Genomic DNA, 21145 nt, shown 5'->3' on the forward strand with positions numbered 1-21145 from the left:
GACAGGATGGTCGGGTGATGGAGCCATCCCCGACCCCCTCCCCCCGGCGCGCGGACGTGCGGCCCGCACCCTGCGCCATCGTCATCGGCGCGTCGGCGGGCGGACCTGCGGCGCTCGGCCGCCTCCTTGCCGCGCTCGGCCCCAGGCCGGATGTCGGCATCGCCGTGGTCAATCATGTCGGCGCGGATGGGCCGGACCTGCTCCCCGACATCCTCACCCGCCTCTCGGGCCGGCGCGTCGTCCTGGCGCAGGAGCGCTGCCCCCTCGCGGGTGGCCTTGTCCATGTCGCCCCTAGCGGTTACCACTTGGAGGTGGGACGGGACCGCTGTTTTTCCCTCTCGGTGGAGGCGCGGGTGTGCTATTCGCGTCCTTCAATCGACGTTCTGTTCGCCAGCGCCGCCGAGGCCTACGGCGACGCTCTGGCTGGCGTGGTCCTCACCGGCGCCAGCAGCGACGGGGCGGAAGGACTGAAGCGCATTCGCGAACTGGGAGGCCGTGCCTTCGTGCAGGAGCCGTCGGAAGCCGAGGTCGATACCATGCCGTTGGCCGCCCTGCAGCGCGCCGGCGCGGATCTCTGCGCCCCGTTGTCCGCGCTCGCCGAGGCACTCAACGCCTTCGGCCGGACCGCCGGCATGCCCCCGTCAGCGAGGATGCCCCCGTCAGCGAGGATGGCCGAATGAGCGTGGCCGACCTGCCCAAGATTCTCGTCGTCGACGACGTGCGCGCGAACCTCGTGGGCATGCGCCGCCTGCTGGCGCCGGTGAAGGCCGAGATCTACGAGGCCCATTCGGGCAACGAGGCGCTGGCGCTCTGCCTCGACCACCGCTTCGCGCTGATCCTGCTCGACGTGCAGATGCCGGACATGGACGGGTTCGAGGTCGCCTCCCTGCTCAACAACGATCCGGCCACCTGCGACATCCCCATCGTCTTCGTGTCCGCCGCCTATCACGACGACATCAACCGGCTGAAGGGCTACACCTTCGGCGCGGTGGACTACATCGCCAAACCCATCAACGACGCCGTGCTCCTCTCCAAGGTCACGGTCTTCCTCGACCTGCACATCTCCAAGCTGCGCCTCAAGGGCGCGCTGGAAGAGCTGGAGAAGCGCAACCGCCAGCTGGAGATCGAAATCGAGGAGCGCCGCCGGGTCGAGAAGCAGATCCGCCACATGGCGACCCACGATGCGCTCACGGGCCTTGGCAACCGCATCCTGTTCGTGGAGCACCTGACCCGCGCGCGCGCCCAGGCGCAGCGCCACGGGCGGGAGTTCGCGCTGCTCTACATCGACATCGACGGCTTCAAGCAGGTCAACGACCGGCACGGCCATGGGGTCGGCGACAAGCTGCTCTGCGCCATCGCCAACCGCCTGCGCGGCAACCTGCGGCAGGAGGATTTCGCCGTCCGCCTGTCGGGCGACGAATTCGCCGTCATCATGGTGGACCTCACCGACGGCGATGCCGCCCACGCCCAGGGCCAGCGCCTGTGCGAGGTGCTGCGCGAGCCCTATGTCGTCTCCTACAATGACCAGGCCTATACGGTCAGCGTGGGCGCCAGCATCGGCATCGCGCTCTACCCGCGCCACGCCACGGACGAGACCGAGCTGATCCGCCTCGCCGATACGGCCATGTACGAGGTGAAGCAGCAGGGCAAGGACGGCGTGCGCATCGCCATCGCCCGGCCGGCGGTGCAGTCCGCCTGAGGCGATCCCCGAAGGCCCGCCGCGCGCCTTCGCAGCCCGACGCGACCATGATATCCGGGAGAGCGCGGGCGGTTCGCTCGCGCGCCGCCGTTCGGGAGCTTCATGCCGAAGTCCGCCAGCCGATCCGTCGTCGTGGACCTCATCGCCGTGCTCGCCGCGGTGACGGGCGGAGAGCCGCGGGTGATGACGGTGGAGCACGGGTCCGCCCTGCCCTCCGGTCCGTTCGAGCTGGCGCACCGCTCGCTCCAGCAGGGGCTGCGCGACTGGGTGGAGCAGCGCACCCACCATCCGCTCGGCTATCTGGAGCAGCTCTACACCTTCGCCGACAAGGACCGCGCCGGGGCGGAGAGCGCGGCGCGCACCATCTCCATCTCCTATCTCGGCCTCGCCCGCGAGCAGGCCGCCACCGCCGGCGCCGCCGAGTGGCACGGCTGGTATGAATATTTCCCGTGGGAGGACCACCGCGACGGGGCGCCGCCCGTGATCGCGACGACGCTCGCGCCGGCCCTCACAACATGGGCCGAGGCCGCCCCCTCGGCGGCCGAGCGCAGCCACCGCAAGCAGCGCGCCGCCCTCAGCTTCGGGCTCGACGGCGCGGCCTGGAACGAGGAACTGACCCTTCAGCGCTACGAACTGCTCTACGAGGCCGGCATCGTCGGCGAGCGCCTGCGCCGCGAGGGGCGGGAGGAGGCTGCGGGCGCGGGGCGCGCGATGATCGCCGACCACCGCCGCATCCTCGCCACCGCGATTGCGCGCCTCCGGGCCAAGATCAAATACCGCCCTGTGGTGTTCGAGCTGATGCCGCCCACCTTCACTTTGCTCCAGCTGCAGCGCTGCGTGGAGGCGATCGCGGGGCGGACGCTGCACAAGCAGAATTTTCGCCGGCTGATGGAGCAGCAGGAACTGGTGGAGGAAGCCGGCGGCGCCACCACCGAAACCCTTGGCCGGCCTGCAAAACTCTTCCGCTTCCGCCATGCGGTGGTGGAGGAGCGGGCCTTCGCCGGAACGAAATTGCCCCTCGCACGCTCTTGACAAGACTTATGCTCAGGATAAGCATATGCCCACCATATGCTCAAACTGAGTATAGACAATGGTCGTATCTGCCCTTTCCAGTGCCGCCGTTTCTCCCACGCCGGACGCCCTCGCGGCGGCCTTCGCCCGCACCGCGCCGCTCTATGAGAAGGTCCGCCGGGTGGTGCCACCCGCCGACTGGGCCTTCCTCGCCGAGGATGCGGAGGCCATCCTCCGGCTGAAGCGCGAACGCAACGCCGTCATCCTTGCCCACAACTACCAGACGCCGGAGATCTTCCACTGCGTCGCCGACATCGTGGGCGACAGCCTGGCGCTGGCCCGCGAGGCCATGCGGGTGGATGCGGACGTGATCGTGCTCGCCGGCGTCTACTTCATGGCCGAGACGGCGAAGCTGCTGAACCCGGGCAAGACCGTGCTGATCCCGGACCAGGAGGCGGGCTGCTCGCTGGCCGATTCCATCACCGCCGCCGACGTGCGCCTCATGCGCGCCGCCAATCCCGGCGTGCCGGTGATCGCCTATGTGAACACGTCCGCCGCCGTGAAGGCCGAGGTGGACGTGTGCTGCACCTCGGGCAATGCGGCGCGGGTGGTGAAGTCCTTCGGCGTGCCCAAGGTCATCATGCTGCCGGACCAGTATCTGGCGAAGAACGTCGCCGCCGAGACCGGCATCGACATCATCTCCTGGGCCGGCCAGTGCGAGGTCCACGAGCTGTTCACCGCCGCCGACGTGCGCGAGCTGCGCGCGGCCAATCCCGGCGTCACCGTGCTGGTCCACCCCGAATGCCCGCCGGAAGTGGTGGCGGAAGCCGATTTCGCCGGCTCCACCGCCGCCATGAGCGACTATGTGAGCGAGAAGCGCCCGCCCCGCGTGGTGCTGCTCACCGAATGCTCCATGGCCGACAACATGGCGGTCCACTATCCCGAGATCGACTTCGTGCGCCCCTGCAATCTCTGCCCGCACATGAAGAAGATCACGCTCCGCAACATCCGCGCGGCGCTGGAGAACAACCTCCACGAAGTCACCATCGCCCCCGAGGTCGCCGAGCGCGCCCGCGCCTCGGTCGAGCGGATGCTGGCGCTATGACCGGGGACAGGCTGGACGGCCGCCCCGTCATCGTCGGCGCCGGCATCGCGGGGCTCGCGGCCGCCCTCTTCCTCGCCCCCGAGCCGGTGGTGCTCGTCACCCGCGCGCCTTTGGGCGCGGACGGCTCCAGCCCGCTGGCGCAGGGCGGCATCGCCGCCAGTGTCGGGCTGGACGATGATGACGCGCTTCACCTCGCGGACACGCTGGCAGCGGGCGACGGCCTCTGTGATGCCGAGGCCGCGCGCCGCATCCTCTCCGCTGGGCCGGACGCCATCGCCGCGCTGGAGCGCCTCGGCGTGCGCTTCGACCGCGACGCGGCAGGCGGCCTGCTGCTCGGCCTCGAGGCCGCCCACAGCCGGCGCCGCATCGTCCATGCGGACGGCGACGGCACCGGGCGGGAGCTTGTGCGCGCGCTCTCCGAGGCCGCGCGGGCCTGCCCGTCCATCACATTGGTTCTGGGCGAGGCGCGGCGCATCCTGATGCGTGACGGCGACGTCTGCGGCCTGCTCGTGGCCACGGCCGAGGGCGCGCGGGTGCTCGCCACACGCCGCCTCGTGCTGGCCACCGGCGGCGTCGGCGCGCTCTACGAGCACACCACCAATCCCGTCGCCTCCTGGGGCGTGGGGATCGCGCTGGCCGCCGAGGCCGGAGCGGAACTGGCGGACCTCGAATTCGTGCAGTTCCACCCGACCGCGCTGGCCACCCCCGCCCGCCCGCTCCCGCTCATCAGCGAGGCGGTGCGCGGGGAAGGCGCGCTCATCGTGGACGGCAGCGGCCGGCGCATTCTGGAGGGTGTTCCGGGCAAGGAACTTGCGCCGCGCGATGTCGTGGCCCGCGCCGTCTGGCGCGAGGTGGTGGCGGGGCGCGAGGTGTTCCTCGATGCCCGCGCCAGCCTCGGCGCGCGCTTCGCCACCCGCTTCCCGCAGGTGGCGGCGGGCTGCCGCGCCGCCGGGATCGATCCGGCTACCGACCTCGTGCCCATCCGCCCCGCCGCGCACTACCACATGGGCGGCATCGCCGTGGATGCGCACGGCCGCAGCACCCTCCCGGGCCTCTGGGCAGCGGGCGAATGCGCCGCCACCGGCCTGCACGGCGCCAACCGCCTCGCCTCCAATTCGCTGCTGGAAGCGGTGGTGTGCGGGCGGGAGGTGGCGCAGAGCATCGCCGGGCAGGCGGCGGGGCGCACCATCGTCCCCGCCCCGTCCGCGCTGCCGCCTGCGGCGGATGCGGCGCCGGCGCGCGCCATTGTCTCCCGCCTCGTCGGCGTCACCCGCGACGCGGAGGGGCTGACCAGCGCACTCCAGCGCCTGCTGCCGCTCGCAGAAGGCACCACTCCGGCCGCCGCGCCCGCCCGTGTCGGCCTGATGATGGCGGCCTCCGCCCTCGCCCGCACCGAGAGCCGCGGCGCCCATGCGCGCACCGACTTTCCGCAGACCGCGCCGGTGGCCCGGCGCTCGCGCATTACCCTCGCCGAAGCGCGCGCCGCCGCCCAGCGCATGCGCGTGCCGGACCTCGCCTTCGCCTGATCCCATCGAACGGAGCCGCCATGGCCGCCCTCGACCCGCTCCCCGAATTGATGGTGGAGCCCATCGTCCGCGCCGCGCTGCTGGAAGATCTCGGCCGCGCCGGCGACATCACCACCGATGCGGTGGTGCCTGCCGGACACGTCAGCCGCCTCGTCCTCGCCGCCCGTCAGGACGGCGTGGTGGCGGGGCTCGACTGCGCCCGCATCGCCTTCCGCCTGCTGAACCCGGACGTGCGCTTCACGCCCGTGATGGCGGACGGTTCGCGCGTGACGCCGGGCACCGTCCTCGCCGAGGTGGAAGGCCCCTCGCGCGCGCTGCTCACCGGCGAGCGCACCGGCCTCAACCTCGCCTGCCGCCTCTCCGGTATCGCCACGGCGACCGCCGCGCTGGTGGATGCGGTGGCCGGCCACAAGGCCGAGATCGTCTGCACCCGCAAGACCACGCCCGGCCTGCGCGCGCTGGAGAAATACGCCGTGCGCGCCGGCGGCGGCGCCAACCACCGCTTCGGCCTCGATGATGCGGTGCTGGTGAAGGACAATCACGTCGCCATCGCCGGCTCGGTGACCGAGGCGGTCAGGCGCGTGCGCGCCCGCGCCGGTCACATGGTGAAGGTCGAGGTGGAGGTGGACACCCTCGCCCAGCTCGAGGAACTGCTGACGCTCGGCGCCGATGCGGTGCTGCTCGACAACATGACCCCCGCCACCCTCGCCGAGGCGGTGCGCATGGTGGGCGGGCGGATGCTCACGGAAGCCTCGGGCCGGGTGAACCGCGAGACGGCACCGGCCATCGCGGCGGCGGGCGTCGATCTCATCTCCGTGGGCTGGCTGACCCACAGCGCGCCGATCCTGGACATCGGCCTCGACTGGGTGGGCTGACGGGCGATCACAAGCGCACGCCGCGCAGGCTCTGGGACGGCGCCGCGCCGAAGGTGCGGCGGAAGTCGTGGGTGAAGTGAGCCTGGTCGGCGAAGCCCGCCGCATGGGCGGCGGCGGTGAAGCTGCTGCCCGCCGCGATCTCCGCGATGGCCCGCCGCATCCGTCCCCAGGCGCGGTAGCGGCGGAACGGCACGCCCATCTCGGCGGTGAACAGGTGCTGCAGGCGTGAGGGGGAGAGGCCGACCTGCCGCGCGAGGGCGGCAAGCTCCGGCACGCGCTCCGCATCGCTCATCGCCGCCGCCACCTGCTGGATGCGGGGATCGAGCGTCGCGCGGGCGCGGCGGCGGGACACATCCACCACATCGGCCAGGGCCGCTCCGGCCCAGCCGGCCGCGTCCGGCGCTTCCCAGAGTTCGCGCAGCAAAGGCAGCGCGCCGCCGTGGCCGAAAAGCGCGCCCTGCTCCTCCCGCGCATTGGCCACGAGCGGCGCCAGCGCATGGGCGCCGTCGATGCTGGGCTCCAGATAGAAGACCGCGATGGGCTCGCCGCCCACGTCCAGCTCATGCACCACGCCCGCCGGCACGAGGGCGGTGCGGCACGCCCGCCAAGGGCCGCCTGACACCCTGAGCCCGAACGATCCGTAGAGCCCGGCCAGGAACACCGGCGCGCCGTGCTGGTGCGGGGCATTGTAGACGAGCGGGCCGGCGAAGAAGGTGCGGCCCGCATCCAGGAACCAGAGCGGCCCGAGGCCCTGCCCCGTCGCAGCACGTTCGTACAAGCGGGGCCGCGTGCCCATGCCTAGGCTCCTCCCGTCGGCACTTCATCACATCGCCACGGGCCGCACAAAGCCGCCCGCAGGGAGACAGCCATGGCTTCGCCATCCCGCCCCGGCGCGCCCAGCCGCCGCGCCCTCCTCGCCGCCGCCCTCGCCACTCCGGCCCTGCTGCACACCGGCCGGGCGCGCGCCATGGCGCCGCAGCGCGGCCCCCTCCCCGTCACGCCCTTCCGCTTCAAGCTGGGTGCGTTCGAGGTGACCACCGTGCTGGATGCCTCGGCGATGATCGACGGCCCATGGCCCATCGTCGGCGAGGATCGTCCCGTGGAAGAGGTCGCGGCGCTGATGCGCGCCAGCCTGCTGCCGGAAAAGCGCTTCCGGCCCGGCTTCACCCCGACGCTGGTGAACACCGGCGCGCAGCTTCTGCTGTTCGATGCCGGCAACGGCGAGAACGGCTTCATCCCGCGGCCGAACGGCGGATGGCTGGCGCAGCAGGTCGCCGCCGCCGGCTATGCCCCCGAGCAGGTGGACGTGGTGGTGCTCTCCCACGCCCATGTGGACCATATCGGCGGGCTGGTGGAGGCGGGCAAGGAGATGTTTCCCAAGGCCCGCTACGTGATCGGCGAGACCGAATTCGCCTACTGGGCCGCGCCCGAGCGCCTTTCAGCGACGCCTGACAGCCTCGAACATGCCACCGCGCAGGTGTTCGCCCGCAACCTCGCCCCCTTCGCCGAGCGCGTCACGCGGGTGCGGCCGGGGGCCGAGATCGTGCCCGGCATCCATGCGGTCGAGGCGTTCGGGCACACGCCGGGCCATCTGGCGTTTCACGTGGAGAGCGGGGGAAAGCGGCTTCTGGTCTGGGGCGACTGTGCCCACCACGAGGTCGCCTCCCTCGCTCATCCCGAGTGGTCCGCCTTGTTCGACATGGACAAGGCGCAGGGCGCCGCCACCCGCAGGCGCATCTACGACATGGCCGCCACCGACCGCATCCCGGTGGTGGGCTATCACACGTCCTTCCCGTCGGTGGGCTATGTGGGGCGGCAGGGCACAGCCTATCGCTGGCTCCCCCTCACCTACCAGTTGGCGGAGTGAGGCCCCAAACGAAAACGGCCGGGCGATGCCCGGCCGTCCGCATTCAGAAAGGAAGGAAGCTCACGCCTTCGGCCAGTTCCGCACGTCCACGAAGTGGCCGGCGATGGCCGCCGCCGCCGCCATGGCGGGGGAAACGAGGTGGGTGCGGCCCTTGAAGCCCTGGCGGCCCTCGAAATTGCGGTTCGAGGTGGAGGCGCAGCGCTCCTCGGGGGCGAGGCGGTCGGCATTCATGGCGAGGCACATGGAGCAGCCCGGCTCGCGCCACTCGAAGCCCGCCTCGATGAAGATCTTGTCCAGACCCTCGGCCTCGGCCTGCTCCTTCACGAGGCCGGAGCCCGGCACGACCATGGCGGAGACGTTCGGGTTCACCTTGTGCCCGCGGGCGATGGCCGCCGCCTGCCGCAGGTCCTCGATGCGCCCGTTGGTGCAGGAGCCGATGAAGGCCCGGTCGATGGTGATGTCGGTGATCTTGGTGCCGGCGGCGAGGCCCATGTAGCCCAGCGCGCGGATCTTGGCGGCGCGCTTGCCCTCGTCTTCGATGAGCGCCGGATCGGGCACGAAGCCTTCCACGGACACCACATCCTCGGGGCTGGTGCCCCAAGAGACGATGGGCGGCAGGTTGGCGCCGTCGAGATGGATCTCGGCGTCGAAATGCGCGCCCTCGTCCGAGCGCAGGGTCTGCCAGAACTTCACCGCGGCGTCCCAGTCGGCGCCCTTGGGCGACTTCGGCCGGCCCTTGAGATACTCGAATGCCTTCTCGTCGGGCGCCACCATACCGGCGCGGGCGCCGCCCTCGATGGACATGTTGCAGACGGTCATCCGCCCTTCCATGGAGAGGGAGGTGATGCCTTCGCCGGCATATTCGATGACGTAGCCCGTGCCACCGGCCGTGCCGATGGTGCCGATGATGGCGAGCACCACGTCCTTGGCGCCGACGCCCTCGGGCAGCGGCCCGGAGACGGTGACGCGCATGTTCTTCGCCTTCTTCTGGATCAGCGTCTGGGTGGCGAGCACATGCTCCACCTCGGACGTGCCGATGCCATGGGCGAGGGCGCCGAACGCGCCGTGGGTCGAGGTGTGGCTGTCGCCGCAGACGATGGTGGTGCCGGGCAGGGTAAAGCCCTGCTCGGGGCCGACCACGTGGACGACGCCCTGACGCTTGTCGAAGCCGTCATAATATTCGACGCCGAATTCCTTGGTGTTCTCGGCGAGCGCGGCGATCTGGGCGACGCTCTCCGGGTCCGGGTTCGGCAGGGTGCGGTCGGTGGTGGGGACGTTGTGGTCCACCACGGCGAGGGTCTTCTGCGGCGCGCGCACCTTGCGGCCGGTCATGCGCAGCCCCTCGAAGGCCTGCGGGCTCGTCACCTCGTGAACCAGGTGGCGGTCGATGTAGAGCAGGCAGGTGCCGTCATCCTGCCGGGAGACGACGTGGTCGTCGAAGATCTTGTCGTAGAGCGTCTTGGGGCCGTTCACCGGGGCGTTCATCGCGTCGTGTCCTGAGGAAAGGCCGGCGCGCGTCGGAGCGGCCGGGCCGGTAACGATGGAAGGGCGGTATCCGTGGCGCCGCTTATGGGCGCGTCAGCATGCGGGCGTCAAAGCACCGAGGAGGCCGCCGTCGTGAAGCGGCCAAAGAAGCGGCCCGGCAGGCGCACATGATCGGGCACCGCCGCGAACTCCATCGTCGTGCGCGCGAACGGACCGGCCCCGCAATGGGCCGCCCGGTCGAGGCTGTGGCGATGGTCACGCGTCTGTCGCATGGGGCGGGTTTTTAGCAGTTCCACGCTGACGCGACAATCCGGCGCGCAGGGATGTGAAAACCGGGCGCGGGACGGGGATGATCCGGCCCCCGCGACCTTGCCCTCGCCATCATCTTGGGCGAGGCGCTAGGCGGCCGGCCGTGAGGCCCGCCGCAGGAGGAGGAGGAGTTTCGGGTGCAGTTCATCTCCAACTTCCACGGGGCGCAGTTCCTCGACACCGTGGTGAGCCTTGCTGCCGCCTTCCTGTTCGGCACGCTGATCGGCGCGGAGCGGCAGTATCGCCAGCGCACCGCCGGGCTGCGCACCAATGTGCTCGTGGCCGTGGGCTCCGCCGCCTTCGTCGATCTCGCCGCCAGCCTCGGCGGGCCGACCGACGCCATGCGCGTCGCCGCCAACGTGGTGACCGGCGTCGGCTTCCTCGGTGCCGGCGTCATCATGAAGGAAGGCATGAACGTGCGCGGCCTCAACACCGCCGCGACCCTCTGGTGCTCGGCCGCCGTGGGCGCCTGCGCCGGGGCCGACCGCATCGCCGAGGCGGCGCTCATCACCTTCATCATCATCGCCGGCAACACGGTATTGCGTCCCGTCGCCCGCGCCATCGACCGCGCGCCCCTCGACGCCCGCCGCTCGGAAGTCAGCTACGAGGTGCGCCTCACGGTGGATTCCGCCGCCGCGGCCGACCTGCGCGACGTGCTGATCGACACGCTGGAGGGCGAGAAATATCTCGTGCGCGACGTGGACGAGGAGCCGGGCACCGACGGCGCGGTTGTGCTGGTGGCGAAGCTCGTCACCACCTCGGTCGTCCCCGCCGAGCTCGACGCCATCACCGACCGCCTCGCGCGGACGCCCCGCACCCGCCACGCCACCTGGGAGAGCGTGACGGAGGAATAGGGGCGGTTATCGGCCCATCCTGCGCAGGGACCGTCATCCCCCGGCTCGTCCGGGGGATCCACTCCGCCGTTCGCCTGCCCTCTCCGGACCAGCACCGCGCCCCGCCGTATCGTGGATCGCCCGCACACGGCGGGTGATGACAGCAGGAGGGGAGGGTGCCGCGCCCTGTTCAAAGGGACGGGCGGTCGGGACCAGCCGAAGGGGTGGTGCCATGTCACCCGCCCCTCACAGCGCCCGTTCCCCCGCCTCCATCGCCTCGATCAGCGCGGGCACCACGGTGGCGCGCATCTTGCGGCCGTAGAACAGCCCGAAGTGGCCGGCGCCCGCGACGCTGACGCGGCGGCGCAGGGCATCCGGCACGGCCCGGCACAGATCGTGCGCCGCCTCCGTCTGGCCGGGGGCGGAAATGTCGTCGTCCGCGCCCTCCACCGTGAGCAGCACCCCGCGCAGCGCCTCCGCCCGCACCGGGTGGCCGCCGATGGCGAGCGTGCCGTGGGCGAGCGCATTGTCGCGGAAGATGGTGGAGACGTTCTCCATGAAGAATTCGGCCGGCACGTCCATCATGGTCCAGCACAGCCGGGAGAGCGGGAAGCACAGGGGATCGGCGCCCTCGTCGAACAGCAGCCGCATGGGCAGCTCGCCGCCGCTCATGGATTGCCGCCAGAGGTAGAGGGCGAAGGTATCGATCTGCCGCCATGCGGGGAACACGCGGCGCCCGGCGCCGGGCAGGCTTTGCGGTACCTCCTCCATCACCTGCGCCTCCAGCGCCTCCAGCGAGCGCTGCTGCAGCATGGTCCACAGGCGGGTGGGATTGCGCGCGGGGTCCATGGGCCCGCCCACGAGGCTGAGGCTCGCCACCGGCTGGCCTTCGTCCGCCAGGAGGCAGGCGGCGGCGAAGGCGGGCAGCGCGCCCTGGCACACGCCCACCAGATGCACCGGCCCCGTCACCGCGAGCGCGCGGGCCATCTGCGCCGTCTCCAGGCAATTCTCGGCGAAGCCGAAGCGGCCGGCATCGAGCGGCAGGTAGCGGGCATTGGGCCATTCGGTAATGCCGACGCGCCCGGCGGCGGGCAGCAGCGCGGCGATGAGATCGCGCATCAGGAAGGGATAGCCGCCGGCGATGGGCGCCACCACCAGAACGTTCCGGGCGGGCGCATCCTCCCGGGAGAACAGCCGCAGCCGGCCGAACGGGAGGCTGGCCGGCACGGCGTCGCACACGGTGGCGCTCGCCAGTCCGAACGCGCGATAGGCGTCCTCGGTCGCGCAGGGGGCCGGATCGGCCACGGCGGGACGGAAGGGGCGCAGATCGTCAAGCCACATGAGGCGCGGTCCGTCCTTTGCGGTCCGGTGGGGCGACGGCCCATCATAGCCGAACGCCCCCGGCGCACCATGCCTGCGCGGCGGATGTGACGTTACGTCAGAGAGACGCGGCGGCGCGGGCGGCCTGATCGTAGTGGCCGGAGAGGGTGCGCATCAGCGCGGCGATCTCGGACAGCCGGGCCGGATCGATGCCGGTGGCGGCCACCGCATCGGCGAGCAGCGCCTCCCGCACCTCGCGATAGCGGGCGCAGACGGCGCGGCCGGTGTCGCTGGCGGACAGCGTCTTCTCCTTGCCCCGGCGCCCGCCCTCGACGAGGCCGAGGGCCTGCAGCTTCTTCGCCGCATAGGTGACGAGGTGGGTGTCCTCCACGTCGAGCACGAGGCAGAGGTCGGCGATGGTCTTCGGCCGGTCGCGGTGGACCACGTGGTGCAGGATCAGGACGTCCAGCGCCGAGAGGTCCGGCACGCCCGCCGCCGCCATGCAGCGTACCATCCAGCGGCCATAGGCGTGGGTGAGCATGTTGAGCCCGAACTCGAACTCGGACAGCGCCGGCAGCGCCCCGTCCGCGAGATGGGCGGAGGAGACGATGGAGGGGCCGCTCTTTCGGCGGGCGCCCTCAAGCGCCTTCGGGGGAGTGTCCTTGGTCACGGGATCGATCCTGTGGGGCGGCCGGGGAAAAGCACCCTCCCCGGCCGCGGGTCACGTCGGGCTCACTTCTTGTAGGCGGCGATGACCTCCTGGCCAGCCGCGCCGGCCTTGGCGAGCCACGCCTCCGTCAGGGTGCCGCCGATCTTCTCGAAGCCGGCCTTCAGCTCGGGCGAGGGCGGGGCGACGGTCATGCCCTTGGCGGCGAGGATGTCCATATAGGCCTTGGTCTTCTCCTCGGAGAGCTTCCAGCCGCGGGCCTCGGCGGCGGCGGCGGCCTTGAGCACCGCGTCCTGCGTGGGCTTGTCGAGGGCGTCGAACGCCGCCTGGTTCACGAAGATGACGTTCTTCGGCAGCCAGGCCTGGATGTCGTAGAAATAGGGGATGCTCTCCCAGATCTTCACGTCGTTGCCGGTGGCGGACGAGGTGATGAGGGCGTTGACAACGCCGGTGGCGAGCGCCTGCGCCAGTTCCGCCTGCTGCACGGTGACGGGCTGGGCGCCCACCGCCTCGCCGATGCGCGAGGTGCCGGCATTGTAGGCCCGCCACTTGGCGCCCTTCAGGTCCTCCACCTTGGACACTGCCGTCTTGGAGAACAGGCCCTGGGGCGGCCACGGCACCGCATAGAGCACCTTGATGCCCTGGGAGGCGAGCTTCTTCTCCACCGCCGGGCGGGACGCGTCCCACAGCTTCTTGGAGGCATCGAACGAGGTGGCGAGGAAGGGCACCACGTCCACGCCGAAGATCGGGTCTTCGTTCTCGTGGATGGAGATGAGCACCTCGCCCGCCTGCACCTGCCCGGTGGCGACGGCCCGCTTGATCTCCGGCGCCTTGAAGAGGACGGCGTTGGGCTGGAGCGTCACGGCGAGCTTGCCACCGCTCGCCGCCTCCACGTCCTTGGCGAACTGGGCGAGGTTCTCGGTGTGGAAATTGTCCGCCGGATAGGCCGAGGCGAGGTTCCACTTGGTCTGCGCGGCGGCCGGCGCGGCGCTCGCCAATGCGGCGATGCCGGCGACGAGAAGCGCGGGAGCTAGGGTGCGGAAAGGCGCCATGTCGGGTCTCTCTCTGGTTCGGTGTGAACGACGCGTACTCGTTTTCCTCTCAGCCGCCGGGAAACACCCAGCGCGGCAGCACCAAAGCAATCTCGGGAAACGTCGTGATGATGATGACCGCGATGTTCAGCAGAATGAAGAAGGGAAACGCCGCCTTCGCCACCGAGAAGGTATCGCGTCCGCTCATGTTCTGCAGCACGAACAGGTTGAAGCCCACCGGCGGGGTGATCTGCGCCATCTCCACGTGGATCACGAGATAGACGCCGAACCACACAAGGTCGAAGCCCGCCTGCTTCACCATGGGCAGCACGATGACCGCGGTGAGCACGATCATGGAGATGCCGTCCACGAGGCAGCCGAGGATGATGTACATCACGGTCAGCGCGAGGGCGAGCTTGCCGGGCGTCAGGTTCAGCCCCTGCACCCACTCCGCGAGGGCCATGGGAATGCCGGTATAGGCCATGGCCGCCGTGGTGAAGGCGGCGCCGGCGATGATGAGCATGATCATGCAGCTGAGCCGCGTGGCACTCATCACGCTCTCGATCAGCGTCTTCCAGGTGAGCGTGCCGCTCCACCACGCCAGGGCCAGCGCTCCGGTCACGCCCCAGGCAGCGCATTCGGTGGCGGTGGCGATGCCGAGCACCAGCGACAGGAACACCGCCGCGATAAGCAACAGGCAGGGCAAGAGGCGCGCCGACTGCCGGAGCTTCTGGGCGAACGGCATGTGCGGATCGCGCGGCGGCGTGCGGCCGGGATTGAGCAGCGACCACAGCATGATGTAGCCGGAATAGAGCCCCATCACGAGCAGACCGGGCAGGAAGCCCGCCAGAAACACCTGCAGCACGGAGACGTTGGCCGTCACCGCATAGACCACCATGGGAATGGAGGGCGGGATGAGCAGGCCGAGCGTGCCGGAACCGGCCAGCGAGCCCAGACTCATGCCCTTGTCGTAGCCCCGCTTGTCCAGCTCCGGCAGCGCGATCTTGCCAATCGTGGCGCAGGTGGCGGCCGAGGAGCCGGACACCGCCGCGAAGATGCCGCAGCCCACCACGTTCACATGCAGCAGCCGGCCGGGCAGCCACTGCAGCCACGGGGCGAGGCCGCGGAACATCTCCTCCGATAATCGGGTTCGGAACAGGATTTCGCCCATCCAGATGAAGAGGGGAAGGGCGGCGAGGGTCCACGAGGCGCTGGCGCTCCACACCGTGGTGGCGAGCACCTGGCCGATGGGCACCGGCGTCGTCAGCACCATGGCCAAAAGGCCGACGAGGCCGAGGCCGAGGGCGATCCACACGCCGGAGGCGAGAATGGCGATGAGGAAGACGAGGAGGACCAGCGAAAGCTGGATGAGATCGAGGTGCGGCATGGCTCAGACGCCGCCTCCTGATGCGATGCGCTCCACCAGTTCCTCGGGCGAGGAGACGGGCTCCTTCTCGTAGCGGGGACGATTGCCGCGGGCGACATTCACGAATTCGTCCACCATGGCGATCAGCAGGATGGCGAGGCCGGCGGCGTAGCCCGTCTGGGGGATCCACAGCGGTACGGCCACGACACCTTGGGACATGTCGTCGAAGCGCCAGGAATCATAGGTGAGGCGGCCGGCGTTCCAGGTGAAATAGGCGAGGAAGGCGATGCCGACAGTGAGCGCGAACAGCTCCAGCGCCTGCCGCCGCCGCCCGGTGAGCTGCTCCAGCAGCAGGCCCACGCGGATCATCTCGCCGTACCGGAAGGTGTGGGCGAGGCCGAGAAAGGCCATGGCGGCCATGGACCAAGCGGCGAAGTCGTCGCCCGAGGAAATGTTGAGGCCGATTTGCCGGCCCACGGAAAGGCCCATCATCAACAGGAAGATGACGATGAGAAACCCGGCGGCCACCACGCCGGAGGCGAAATAAAGGCCATCGAGCAGCTTGCGGATCATCGTGGCGCTCCCGGGGAGCAAGCCGGGGCCGGGGCGCAGGTCCGCGCGGCCCCCGTTCGGTGACGGAATTCTTCGCTGGTCATCGGAACCCCTCTGGAGACCGGCGCCATTGTTCTGCCCGCCAAGAAGAACCGGCATTCAGGCGCTCTTGGCAGGATGTTCTCCCGCCTTCGATATTTCGTCAACAAATTGTTGACGTTTTATCGCCCCCATGACTTCCTTATTCGCGAGCGGAGCCTTGTGCTTCGCTGGCGCGCCCTTGCCGCGCCAGAACAGGGGAGCAGGAAGCCTGCCAACCCCGCCTGCCACCATCCAGACGGGAAACGGGGCCGATGTCGAGCGACGATGTGAAGACGAGCGCAGCCGCCGAAGCCGACGCTGCGGCAGCCCCCTCTCCGTCAGCCGCCGCACCCTCTCCCGCGCCTTGGGAATTCTGGATCGACCGGGGCGGCACCTTCACCGATATCGTGGGCAAACGGCCGGACGGCAGCCTCGTCGCCCACAAGGTGCTGTCGGAAAATCCGGAGGCCTATCGCGACGCCGCGGTGCATGGCATCCGCGAGCTGCTGGGACTCCCCGCCGGCGCGCCGATCCCGCCCGGGCTCGTTTCTGCCGTGAAGATGGGCACCACGGTCGCCACCAATGCCCTTCTGGAGCGCAAGGGCGACCGCACCCTCCTCGTCACCACCCGCGGCTTCAAGGACGCGCTCAAGATCGGCTACCAGGCCCGGCCGAAGATCTTCGCCAAGAAGATCGTGCTGCCGGACATGCTGTTCGAGAGCGTGCTGGAAGTGGACGAGCGGGTGCGCGCCGACGGCACCGTCGAAGCCGCCCCCGACCTCGCCACCGTGCGCGCCGCGCTGGAGCGGGCGAAGGCGGACGGCATCGCGGCGGTGGCCATCGTCTTCATGCACGGCTACCGTTACCCCGAGCACGAGCAGCAGGTGGCGGCGCTGGCGCGGGAGATCGGCTTCCCGCAGGTCTCCGTCTCCCACGAGGTCTCGCCCCTCATCAAGCTGGTGGGGCGCGGCGACACCACGGTGGCCGACGCCTATCTCTCCCCCATCCTGCGCCGCTACGTGCGGCAGGTGGCGGAGGAGCTGTCGGGCGGCCCGGAGGAGGCGGAAAGCGCCATCCGCCTGATGTTCATGATGTCCTCGGGCGGCCTCACCGCCGCCGACCTGTTCCAGGGCAAGGATGCCCTGCTCTCCGGCCCGGCCGGCGGCGTGGTGGGGGCGGCGGAGACCGGGGCGCTCGCCGGCTTCGACCGCATCATCGGCTTCGACATGGGCGGCACCTCCACCGACGTCTGCCATTATGACGGGGAGCTGGAGACCGCGTTCGATACCGAAGTGGCCGGCGTGCGCATCCGCGCGCCCATGATGCGCATCCACACGGTGGCGGCCGGCGGCGGCTCCATCCTGCATTATGACGGCGCGCGCTTCCGCGTCGGCCCGGATTCGGCCGGCGCCAATCCCGGCCCCGCCTGCTATCGCCGGGGCGGGCCCTTGGCCGTCACCGACGCCAACGTGATGCTGGGCAAGCTCATTCCCGACTACTTCCCGAAGATCTTCGGCCCCGCGCAGGACCAGCCGCTGGATGCCGAGGTGGTGCGGGAGAAATTCTCCGCCCTTGCCGCCGAGATCGGTGGCGGACGCAGCCCCGAGGAGGTGGCGGACGGCTTCGTCACCATCGCGGTGGAGAACATGGCCAATGCCATCAAGAAGATCTCGGTGGAGCGCGGCTATGACGTGACCCGATACGCCCTGAACTGCTTCGGCGGCGCCGGCGGCCAGCACGCCTGCCTCGTCGCCGACGCGCTGGGCATGACGAAGGTGCTGCTCCACCCCTTCTCCGGTCTGCTCTCCGCCTATGGCATGGGCCTCGCCTCCGTCCGCGCCCAGCGCACCCGGGCGGTGGGGGAGGAGATGACCGCAACCCTCCTTCCCGCTCTGGTTGAGCTGACCGCGGAAATGGCCGCCGCCACCTCTGCCGAGCTCGCCACGCAGGGCATCCGGACTGACTCGATCCTGACTGATGCCAAAGCCCACCTGAGATATGGTGGAACCGATACCGGAATCCCGGTGCAACTCGCCGATATTCCCGCGATGACCGCCGAGTTCGAGACGAAGCACCGGGCCCAGTTCGGCTTCGTCTCGCCGGAAAAAACCATTGTCGTGGAGGCACTTGAGGTGATCTCGGCCGGCGGGGGCGCGGGGATCGCCGAGCCGGACCTGCCACTTCACGCCGAAACCCCTTCTGATACCTCCCAAACCCGCTTCTTTGCCCGTGGCGCATGGCATGACGCGCCTGTGGTGAAGCGGGAAAACTTCAAGCCCGGCATGGGGTTGAAGGGGCCAGCCATCGTCATCGAACCGAACCAGACGGTGGTGGTGGAGAAGGGCTGGCGGGCGGAGGTCTCCGCCAAGAACCACCTGATCCTCACCCGGACGGAAAAACTGCAACGTTCAGAAGCGGTTGGCACCCATGCCGACCCGGTGATGCTGGAGGTCTTCAACAACCTCTTCATGTCCATCGCCGAGCAGATGGGCGTGACCCTCCAGAACACCGCCTACTCGGTCAACATCAAGGAAAGACTGGACTTTTCCTGCGCCGTCTTCTCCGCCGAGGGCGATCTCGTCGCCAACGCGCCGCACATGCCCGTCCACCTCGGCTCCATGGACCGCTCGGTGGAAACCGTCATCCGCGAGAACCAGGGCAACATCCGCCCCGGCGACGTCTTCGCTCTCAACGCCCCTTACAATGGCGGCACGCATCTACCTGATATTACAGTGGTAACGCCGGTTTTCGACGACGCCGGCAAGGCCATCCTCTTCTGGGTCGCCTCCCGCGGACACCATGCGGACGTGGGCGGCGTCGCCCCCGGCTCCATGAGCCCGCTGGCCACCCATATCGAGGAAGAAGGCGTCTATATCGACAATTTCAAGCTGGTCGCGGAAGGCACCTTTCGCGAGGCCGAACTGCGCGACCTCCTCACCACGGCCCGCTATCCGGCCCGCAATCCGGTGCAGAATATCGCCGATCTCAAGGCGCAGATCGCCGCCAACGAGAAGGGCGTGCGCGAACTTCTGAAGATGATCGACACGTTCGGCCTTGACGTGGTGCAGGCCTATATGGGTCACGTGCAGGACAATGCGGCCGAAAGCGTGCGGCGCGTTCTGGATCGTCTTGACAACTGTACGTTCCATTACGAGATGGACCAGGGCACCGTCATCAAGGTCAAGATCTCGGTGGACAAGGAAAAGCGCGAGGCGACGGTGGATTTCACCGGCACCTCGCCCCAGCAGCCCACCAATTTCAACGCCCCCGCCCCCGTCACCCGCGCTGCGGTGCTCTATGTGTTCCGGGTGATGGTGGAGGACGAGATCCCCATGAATGCGGGGTGCCTCAGGCCCATCCGCATCGTGGTGCCGGAAGGCTGCATGCTGTCGCCGGTCTATCCGGCCGCGGTAGTGGCGGGAAATGTCGAGACTTCGCAGGCAGTTACGAACTGCCTGTTCGGCGCCTTGAAGGCCATGGCCGCCTCCCAGGGCACCATGAACAACCTCACCTTCGGCAACGACATCTACCAGTATTATGAAACCATCTGCTCCGGCTCCCCTGCCGGTCCCGGCTTCGACGGGACGGATGGCGTGCATGTGCACATGACCAATTCCCGCCTCACCGATCCGGAGGTGCTGGAGACGCGCTTTCCCGTTTTGCTGGAGGACTTCCACATCCGTCCCGGCTCCGGTGGGCGGGGCCATTGGCATGCGGGATCAGGGACTTACCGGCGTATTCGTTTTCTGGAACAGATGGATTGCGCGCTGCTCTCCTCGCACCGCCGCATCCACCCCTTTGGCGTGGATGGGGGCGAGCAAGGCCAATTGGGAGAAGGGTTTGTGCGGCGCCTCGATGGCTCGACCGAGATCCTCCAGGGATGCGACCAGAAGGTTCTGGAGGCGGGTGAGGCGGTCATCATCGTCACCCCGACGGGAGGCGGCTACGGGGATGCGAAGCTGAGAGGACGGTAACAAAACACCCCCTGAGCCAACAAAAAAGGCGCCCGACGGGCGCCTTTCTGCTGCGGTGCGGCAAAATGTCAGTAGGCGAGCGCGCCCACTTTTTCCACCTGGATGGCGTCGCCGACGCGCACGATGCGCAGCGAGGTGCCGTCACGGCCGACCGGGCCGGGGAGGGAGACGATCTGCTCGTCGCCCGGCTGCTGGAGCACGGTGGAAACGCGGACCACGGCCGGCGCGGCACCGGGCTCGCCGGCGGCGTCGAGGGTGGTCACCACCTGGTACCCCTTGGTATTGCGCACAAAATAGGTGACGGCAGACGCCTTGCCACCCAGATTGGTCACGATAGCCTGACGCTCGGCGGGGAGGGTCTCACCGGCGAAGGCAGGAGCGGCCGCGATCACAGAGGTCGCGGAAAGGAGGCCGGCAACGCCGGCGAGGAGGATGTTCTTCATGTCAGCCTCGCTGCGCTCCGTGCGGCCCGCGGCCAAGATCTCGGTGCGCTTTAGCTGTGGTGCACCATAGCGGACTTGCTGCGATGCAGCACGCATATTTTCCGCATTCCAGAAATGCATTCCACGCAAATCTCAACCTACCTCGATACCCTATCCGCCCGGAGGCCCGAAAAGAACGCGCAGGCGGGCCCTGACTCCCCGGCTGACACCCCACTGCCGGTACATGTCCACCCAGGTATTCGCGACGATTCGGAAGGGGTTCAGGCTCGATTCCACACCGGCCACGCCGAACACCAGCGGCTCCCCCTTCGGCGCCTCGGCGAAGGTGCCGAACATGCGGTCGAAAATAATCAGCACACCGCCGAAATTGCGATCGAGCACCGCGCCGTTCGCCGCATGATGCACCTGGTGATGGCGGGGCGTGTTCAGCACCCATTCCAGCGGCCCGAGATGGGGCGGGGCGGCGAGGTGGAGGAAGAACTGGTAGACGAGGCTCGCCCCCAGCATGCCGAACACCGCCAGCGGCGGGAAGCCGATCAGCACCAGCGGCAGGTAGAACACGAACCCGCCGGTGAGTTGCCCGCCCCAGCCGAGCCGCACCGCGGCGGAGAGGTTGAGCCGGGTGGCGGAGTGATGGACGGAATGGGTCGCCCACAGCCAGCGCACCTTGTGCATGGCGAAATGGTGGACGTAGTAGCTCAGCTCCACCCCGAGGAAGAGCGCGATCCAGGCCGCCGCCCCGCGCATGGGAATGTCGAACAGCCGGTGCTCGTACGTGAAGGACAGGGGCACCGCGACGATCCCCGCGGTGAGCACAGCGATCACCTTGTTGCCGACCGCGATGGCGAGGGAGGCGGCGGTCTCCCGCACGTCGTAGCGGTCGTGATGGTTGAGCCTGTGAAACAGATACTCCGCCAGCATCAGCGAAAGCGCGATGAGCGCGAAGGCGAGGGGATGGTGCACGCCGGTGCCGCCGGCGAGAATGGCCAACATGATGATGG

At 69.3% G+C, this 21145-nt stretch carries 19 protein-coding genes; 9 read left to right on the plus strand and 10 right to left on the minus strand.

Translation table 11 applies throughout. The features are described 5' to 3' along the window. Nucleotides 1-17 precede the first annotated feature (17 nt). From ACT535_RS19665 to nadC, 6 genes are all read left to right on the plus strand, one after another. Entirely contained in the window at nucleotides 18-680 is a 663-nt protein-coding gene (locus ACT535_RS19665) for a chemotaxis protein CheB (RefSeq protein ID WP_476365758.1), read from the plus strand. Beyond that, nucleotides 677-1699, plus strand: coding sequence for a diguanylate cyclase domain-containing protein (locus tag ACT535_RS19670; protein WP_168457351.1), 1023 nt, complete (start codon nucleotides 677-679; stop codon nucleotides 1697-1699). The genes ACT535_RS19665 and ACT535_RS19670 overlap by 4 nt, the downstream gene beginning before the upstream one ends. A 102-nt stretch (nucleotides 1700-1801) precedes the next feature. Then, on the plus strand, nucleotides 1802-2731 hold the full coding sequence (locus ACT535_RS19675) for an NUDIX hydrolase (protein ID WP_476365704.1): 930 nt from the start codon (nucleotides 1802-1804) through the stop codon (nucleotides 2729-2731). A gap of 58 nt (nucleotides 2732-2789) precedes the next feature. After that, complete coding sequence (gene nadA / locus ACT535_RS19680) at nucleotides 2790-3815, plus strand: quinolinate synthase NadA (RefSeq protein WP_476365705.1); 1026 nt, start codon at nucleotides 2790-2792, stop codon at nucleotides 3813-3815. Continuing rightward, complete coding sequence (locus ACT535_RS19685) at nucleotides 3812-5341, plus strand: L-aspartate oxidase (RefSeq protein WP_476365706.1); 1530 nt, start codon at nucleotides 3812-3814, stop codon at nucleotides 5339-5341. Before nadA ends, ACT535_RS19685 begins: the two co-directional genes overlap by 4 nt. Nucleotides 5342-5361: 20 nt before the next feature. Next, nucleotides 5362-6216: a carboxylating nicotinate-nucleotide diphosphorylase gene (gene nadC, locus ACT535_RS19690; protein ID WP_476365707.1), complete on the plus strand. Its 855-nt coding sequence runs from the start codon at nucleotides 5362-5364 to the stop codon at nucleotides 6214-6216. A 7-nt stretch (nucleotides 6217-6223) separates the two neighbouring features. Here the strand turns inward: nadC and ACT535_RS19695 are convergent, their stop codons facing one another. Further along, on the minus strand, nucleotides 6224-7012 hold the full coding sequence (locus tag ACT535_RS19695; protein WP_476365708.1) for a helix-turn-helix transcriptional regulator: 789 nt from the start codon (nucleotides 7010-7012) through the stop codon (nucleotides 6224-6226). Between the two features lie 72 nt (nucleotides 7013-7084). On the opposite strand from ACT535_RS19695, the gene ACT535_RS19700 reads away from it, so the two are divergent. Next, a complete protein-coding gene (locus tag ACT535_RS19700) occupies nucleotides 7085-8083 on the plus strand; it encodes an MBL fold metallo-hydrolase (protein WP_476365709.1) in 999 nt (332 codons plus the stop codon). A 60-nt stretch (nucleotides 8084-8143) separates the two neighbouring features. Here ACT535_RS19700 and leuC read toward each other — a convergent pair whose 3' ends face one another. Both leuC and ACT535_RS19710 read right to left on the minus strand, forming a co-directional pair. Next, a complete protein-coding gene (leuC, locus tag ACT535_RS19705; RefSeq protein ID WP_476330132.1) occupies nucleotides 8144-9556 on the minus strand; it encodes a 3-isopropylmalate dehydratase large subunit in 1413 nt (470 codons plus the stop codon). A gap of 119 nt (nucleotides 9557-9675) precedes the next feature. Beyond that, the gene (locus ACT535_RS19710; RefSeq protein ID WP_155982206.1) at nucleotides 9676-9840 is read right to left on the minus strand and encodes a hypothetical protein; all 165 of its coding nucleotides are present in this window, start codon (nucleotides 9838-9840) and stop codon (nucleotides 9676-9678) included. Between the two features lie 174 nt (nucleotides 9841-10014). Between ACT535_RS19710 and ACT535_RS19715 the strand changes: the two genes are divergently transcribed. After that, entirely contained in the window at nucleotides 10015-10731 is a 717-nt protein-coding gene (locus ACT535_RS19715) for an MgtC/SapB family protein (protein WP_476365710.1), read from the plus strand. Between the two features lie 225 nt (nucleotides 10732-10956). Here the strand turns inward: ACT535_RS19715 and ACT535_RS19720 are convergent, their stop codons facing one another. The 5 genes from ACT535_RS19720 to ACT535_RS19740 form a co-directional block, all read right to left on the minus strand. After that, on the minus strand, nucleotides 10957-12051 hold the full coding sequence (locus tag ACT535_RS19720; protein WP_476365711.1) for a hypothetical protein: 1095 nt from the start codon (nucleotides 12049-12051) through the stop codon (nucleotides 10957-10959). Between the two features lie 97 nt (nucleotides 12052-12148). Beyond that, entirely contained in the window at nucleotides 12149-12700 is a 552-nt protein-coding gene (locus ACT535_RS19725) for a winged helix DNA-binding protein (RefSeq protein ID WP_168457342.1), read from the minus strand. Between the two features lie 62 nt (nucleotides 12701-12762). Next, nucleotides 12763-13749, minus strand: a complete 987-nt coding sequence (locus ACT535_RS19730) for a TRAP transporter substrate-binding protein (RefSeq protein ID WP_168457341.1) — start codon at nucleotides 13747-13749, stop codon at nucleotides 12763-12765. Between the two features lie 49 nt (nucleotides 13750-13798). After that, on the minus strand, nucleotides 13799-15115 hold the full coding sequence (locus ACT535_RS19735; protein WP_476365712.1) for a TRAP transporter large permease: 1317 nt from the start codon (nucleotides 15113-15115) through the stop codon (nucleotides 13799-13801). Nucleotides 15116-15118: 3 nt separating this feature from the next. Continuing rightward, nucleotides 15119-15667 (minus strand): TRAP transporter small permease, encoded by a 549-nt coding sequence (locus ACT535_RS19740; RefSeq protein WP_168457339.1) that lies wholly within the window; start codon nucleotides 15665-15667, stop codon nucleotides 15119-15121. Between the two features lie 332 nt (nucleotides 15668-15999). Between ACT535_RS19740 and ACT535_RS19745 the strand changes: the two genes are divergently transcribed. Beyond that, a complete protein-coding gene (locus ACT535_RS19745) occupies nucleotides 16000-19701 on the plus strand; it encodes a hydantoinase B/oxoprolinase family protein (RefSeq protein WP_476365713.1) in 3702 nt (1233 codons plus the stop codon). A 68-nt stretch (nucleotides 19702-19769) separates the two neighbouring features. Here the strand turns inward: ACT535_RS19745 and ACT535_RS19750 are convergent, their stop codons facing one another. Together ACT535_RS19750 and ACT535_RS19755 are read right to left on the minus strand one after the other, a co-directional pair. Next, entirely contained in the window at nucleotides 19770-20144 is a 375-nt protein-coding gene (locus ACT535_RS19750; protein WP_024280968.1) for a hypothetical protein, read from the minus strand. Between the two features lie 150 nt (nucleotides 20145-20294). Continuing rightward, complete coding sequence (locus ACT535_RS19755) at nucleotides 20295-21137, minus strand: sterol desaturase family protein (RefSeq protein WP_476365714.1); 843 nt, start codon at nucleotides 21135-21137, stop codon at nucleotides 20295-20297. Nucleotides 21138-21145: the final 8 nt, after the last annotated feature.

The organism is Xanthobacter sp. DMC12, from assembly GCF_056314105.1.

Coding starts and splice junctions, on each gene's coding strand:
- ACT535_RS19665 (WP_476365758.1), top strand. CDS start 18: ATGGAGCCATCCCCGACCCCCTCCCCCCGGCGCGCGGACGTGCGGCCC.
- ACT535_RS19670 (WP_168457351.1), top strand. CDS start 677: ATGAGCGTGGCCGACCTGCCCAAGATTCTCGTCGTCGACGACGTGCGC.
- ACT535_RS19675 (WP_476365704.1), top strand. CDS start 1,802: ATGCCGAAGTCCGCCAGCCGATCCGTCGTCGTGGACCTCATCGCCGTG.
- nadA (WP_476365705.1), top strand. CDS start 2,790: ATGGTCGTATCTGCCCTTTCCAGTGCCGCCGTTTCTCCCACGCCGGAC.
- ACT535_RS19685 (WP_476365706.1), top strand. CDS start 3,812: ATGACCGGGGACAGGCTGGACGGCCGCCCCGTCATCGTCGGCGCCGGC.
- nadC (WP_476365707.1), top strand. CDS start 5,362: ATGGCCGCCCTCGACCCGCTCCCCGAATTGATGGTGGAGCCCATCGTC.
- ACT535_RS19695 (WP_476365708.1), bottom strand. CDS start 7,012: ATGGGCACGCGGCCCCGCTTGTACGAACGTGCTGCGACGGGGCAGGGC.
- ACT535_RS19700 (WP_476365709.1), top strand. CDS start 7,085: ATGGCTTCGCCATCCCGCCCCGGCGCGCCCAGCCGCCGCGCCCTCCTC.
- ACT535_RS19710 (WP_155982206.1), bottom strand. CDS start 9,840: ATGCGACAGACGCGTGACCATCGCCACAGCCTCGACCGGGCGGCCCAT.
- ACT535_RS19720 (WP_476365711.1), bottom strand. CDS start 12,051: ATGTGGCTTGACGATCTGCGCCCCTTCCGTCCCGCCGTGGCCGATCCG.
- ACT535_RS19730 (WP_168457341.1), bottom strand. CDS start 13,749: ATGGCGCCTTTCCGCACCCTAGCTCCCGCGCTTCTCGTCGCCGGCATC.
- ACT535_RS19735 (WP_476365712.1), bottom strand. CDS start 15,115: ATGCCGCACCTCGATCTCATCCAGCTTTCGCTGGTCCTCCTCGTCTTC.
- ACT535_RS19740 (WP_168457339.1), bottom strand. CDS start 15,667: ATGATCCGCAAGCTGCTCGATGGCCTTTATTTCGCCTCCGGCGTGGTG.
- ACT535_RS19745 (WP_476365713.1), top strand. CDS start 16,000: ATGTCGAGCGACGATGTGAAGACGAGCGCAGCCGCCGAAGCCGACGCT.
- ACT535_RS19750 (WP_024280968.1), bottom strand. CDS start 20,144: ATGAAGAACATCCTCCTCGCCGGCGTTGCCGGCCTCCTTTCCGCGACC.
- ACT535_RS19755 (WP_476365714.1), bottom strand. CDS start 21,137: ATGTTGGCCATTCTCGCCGGCGGCACCGGCGTGCACCATCCCCTCGCC.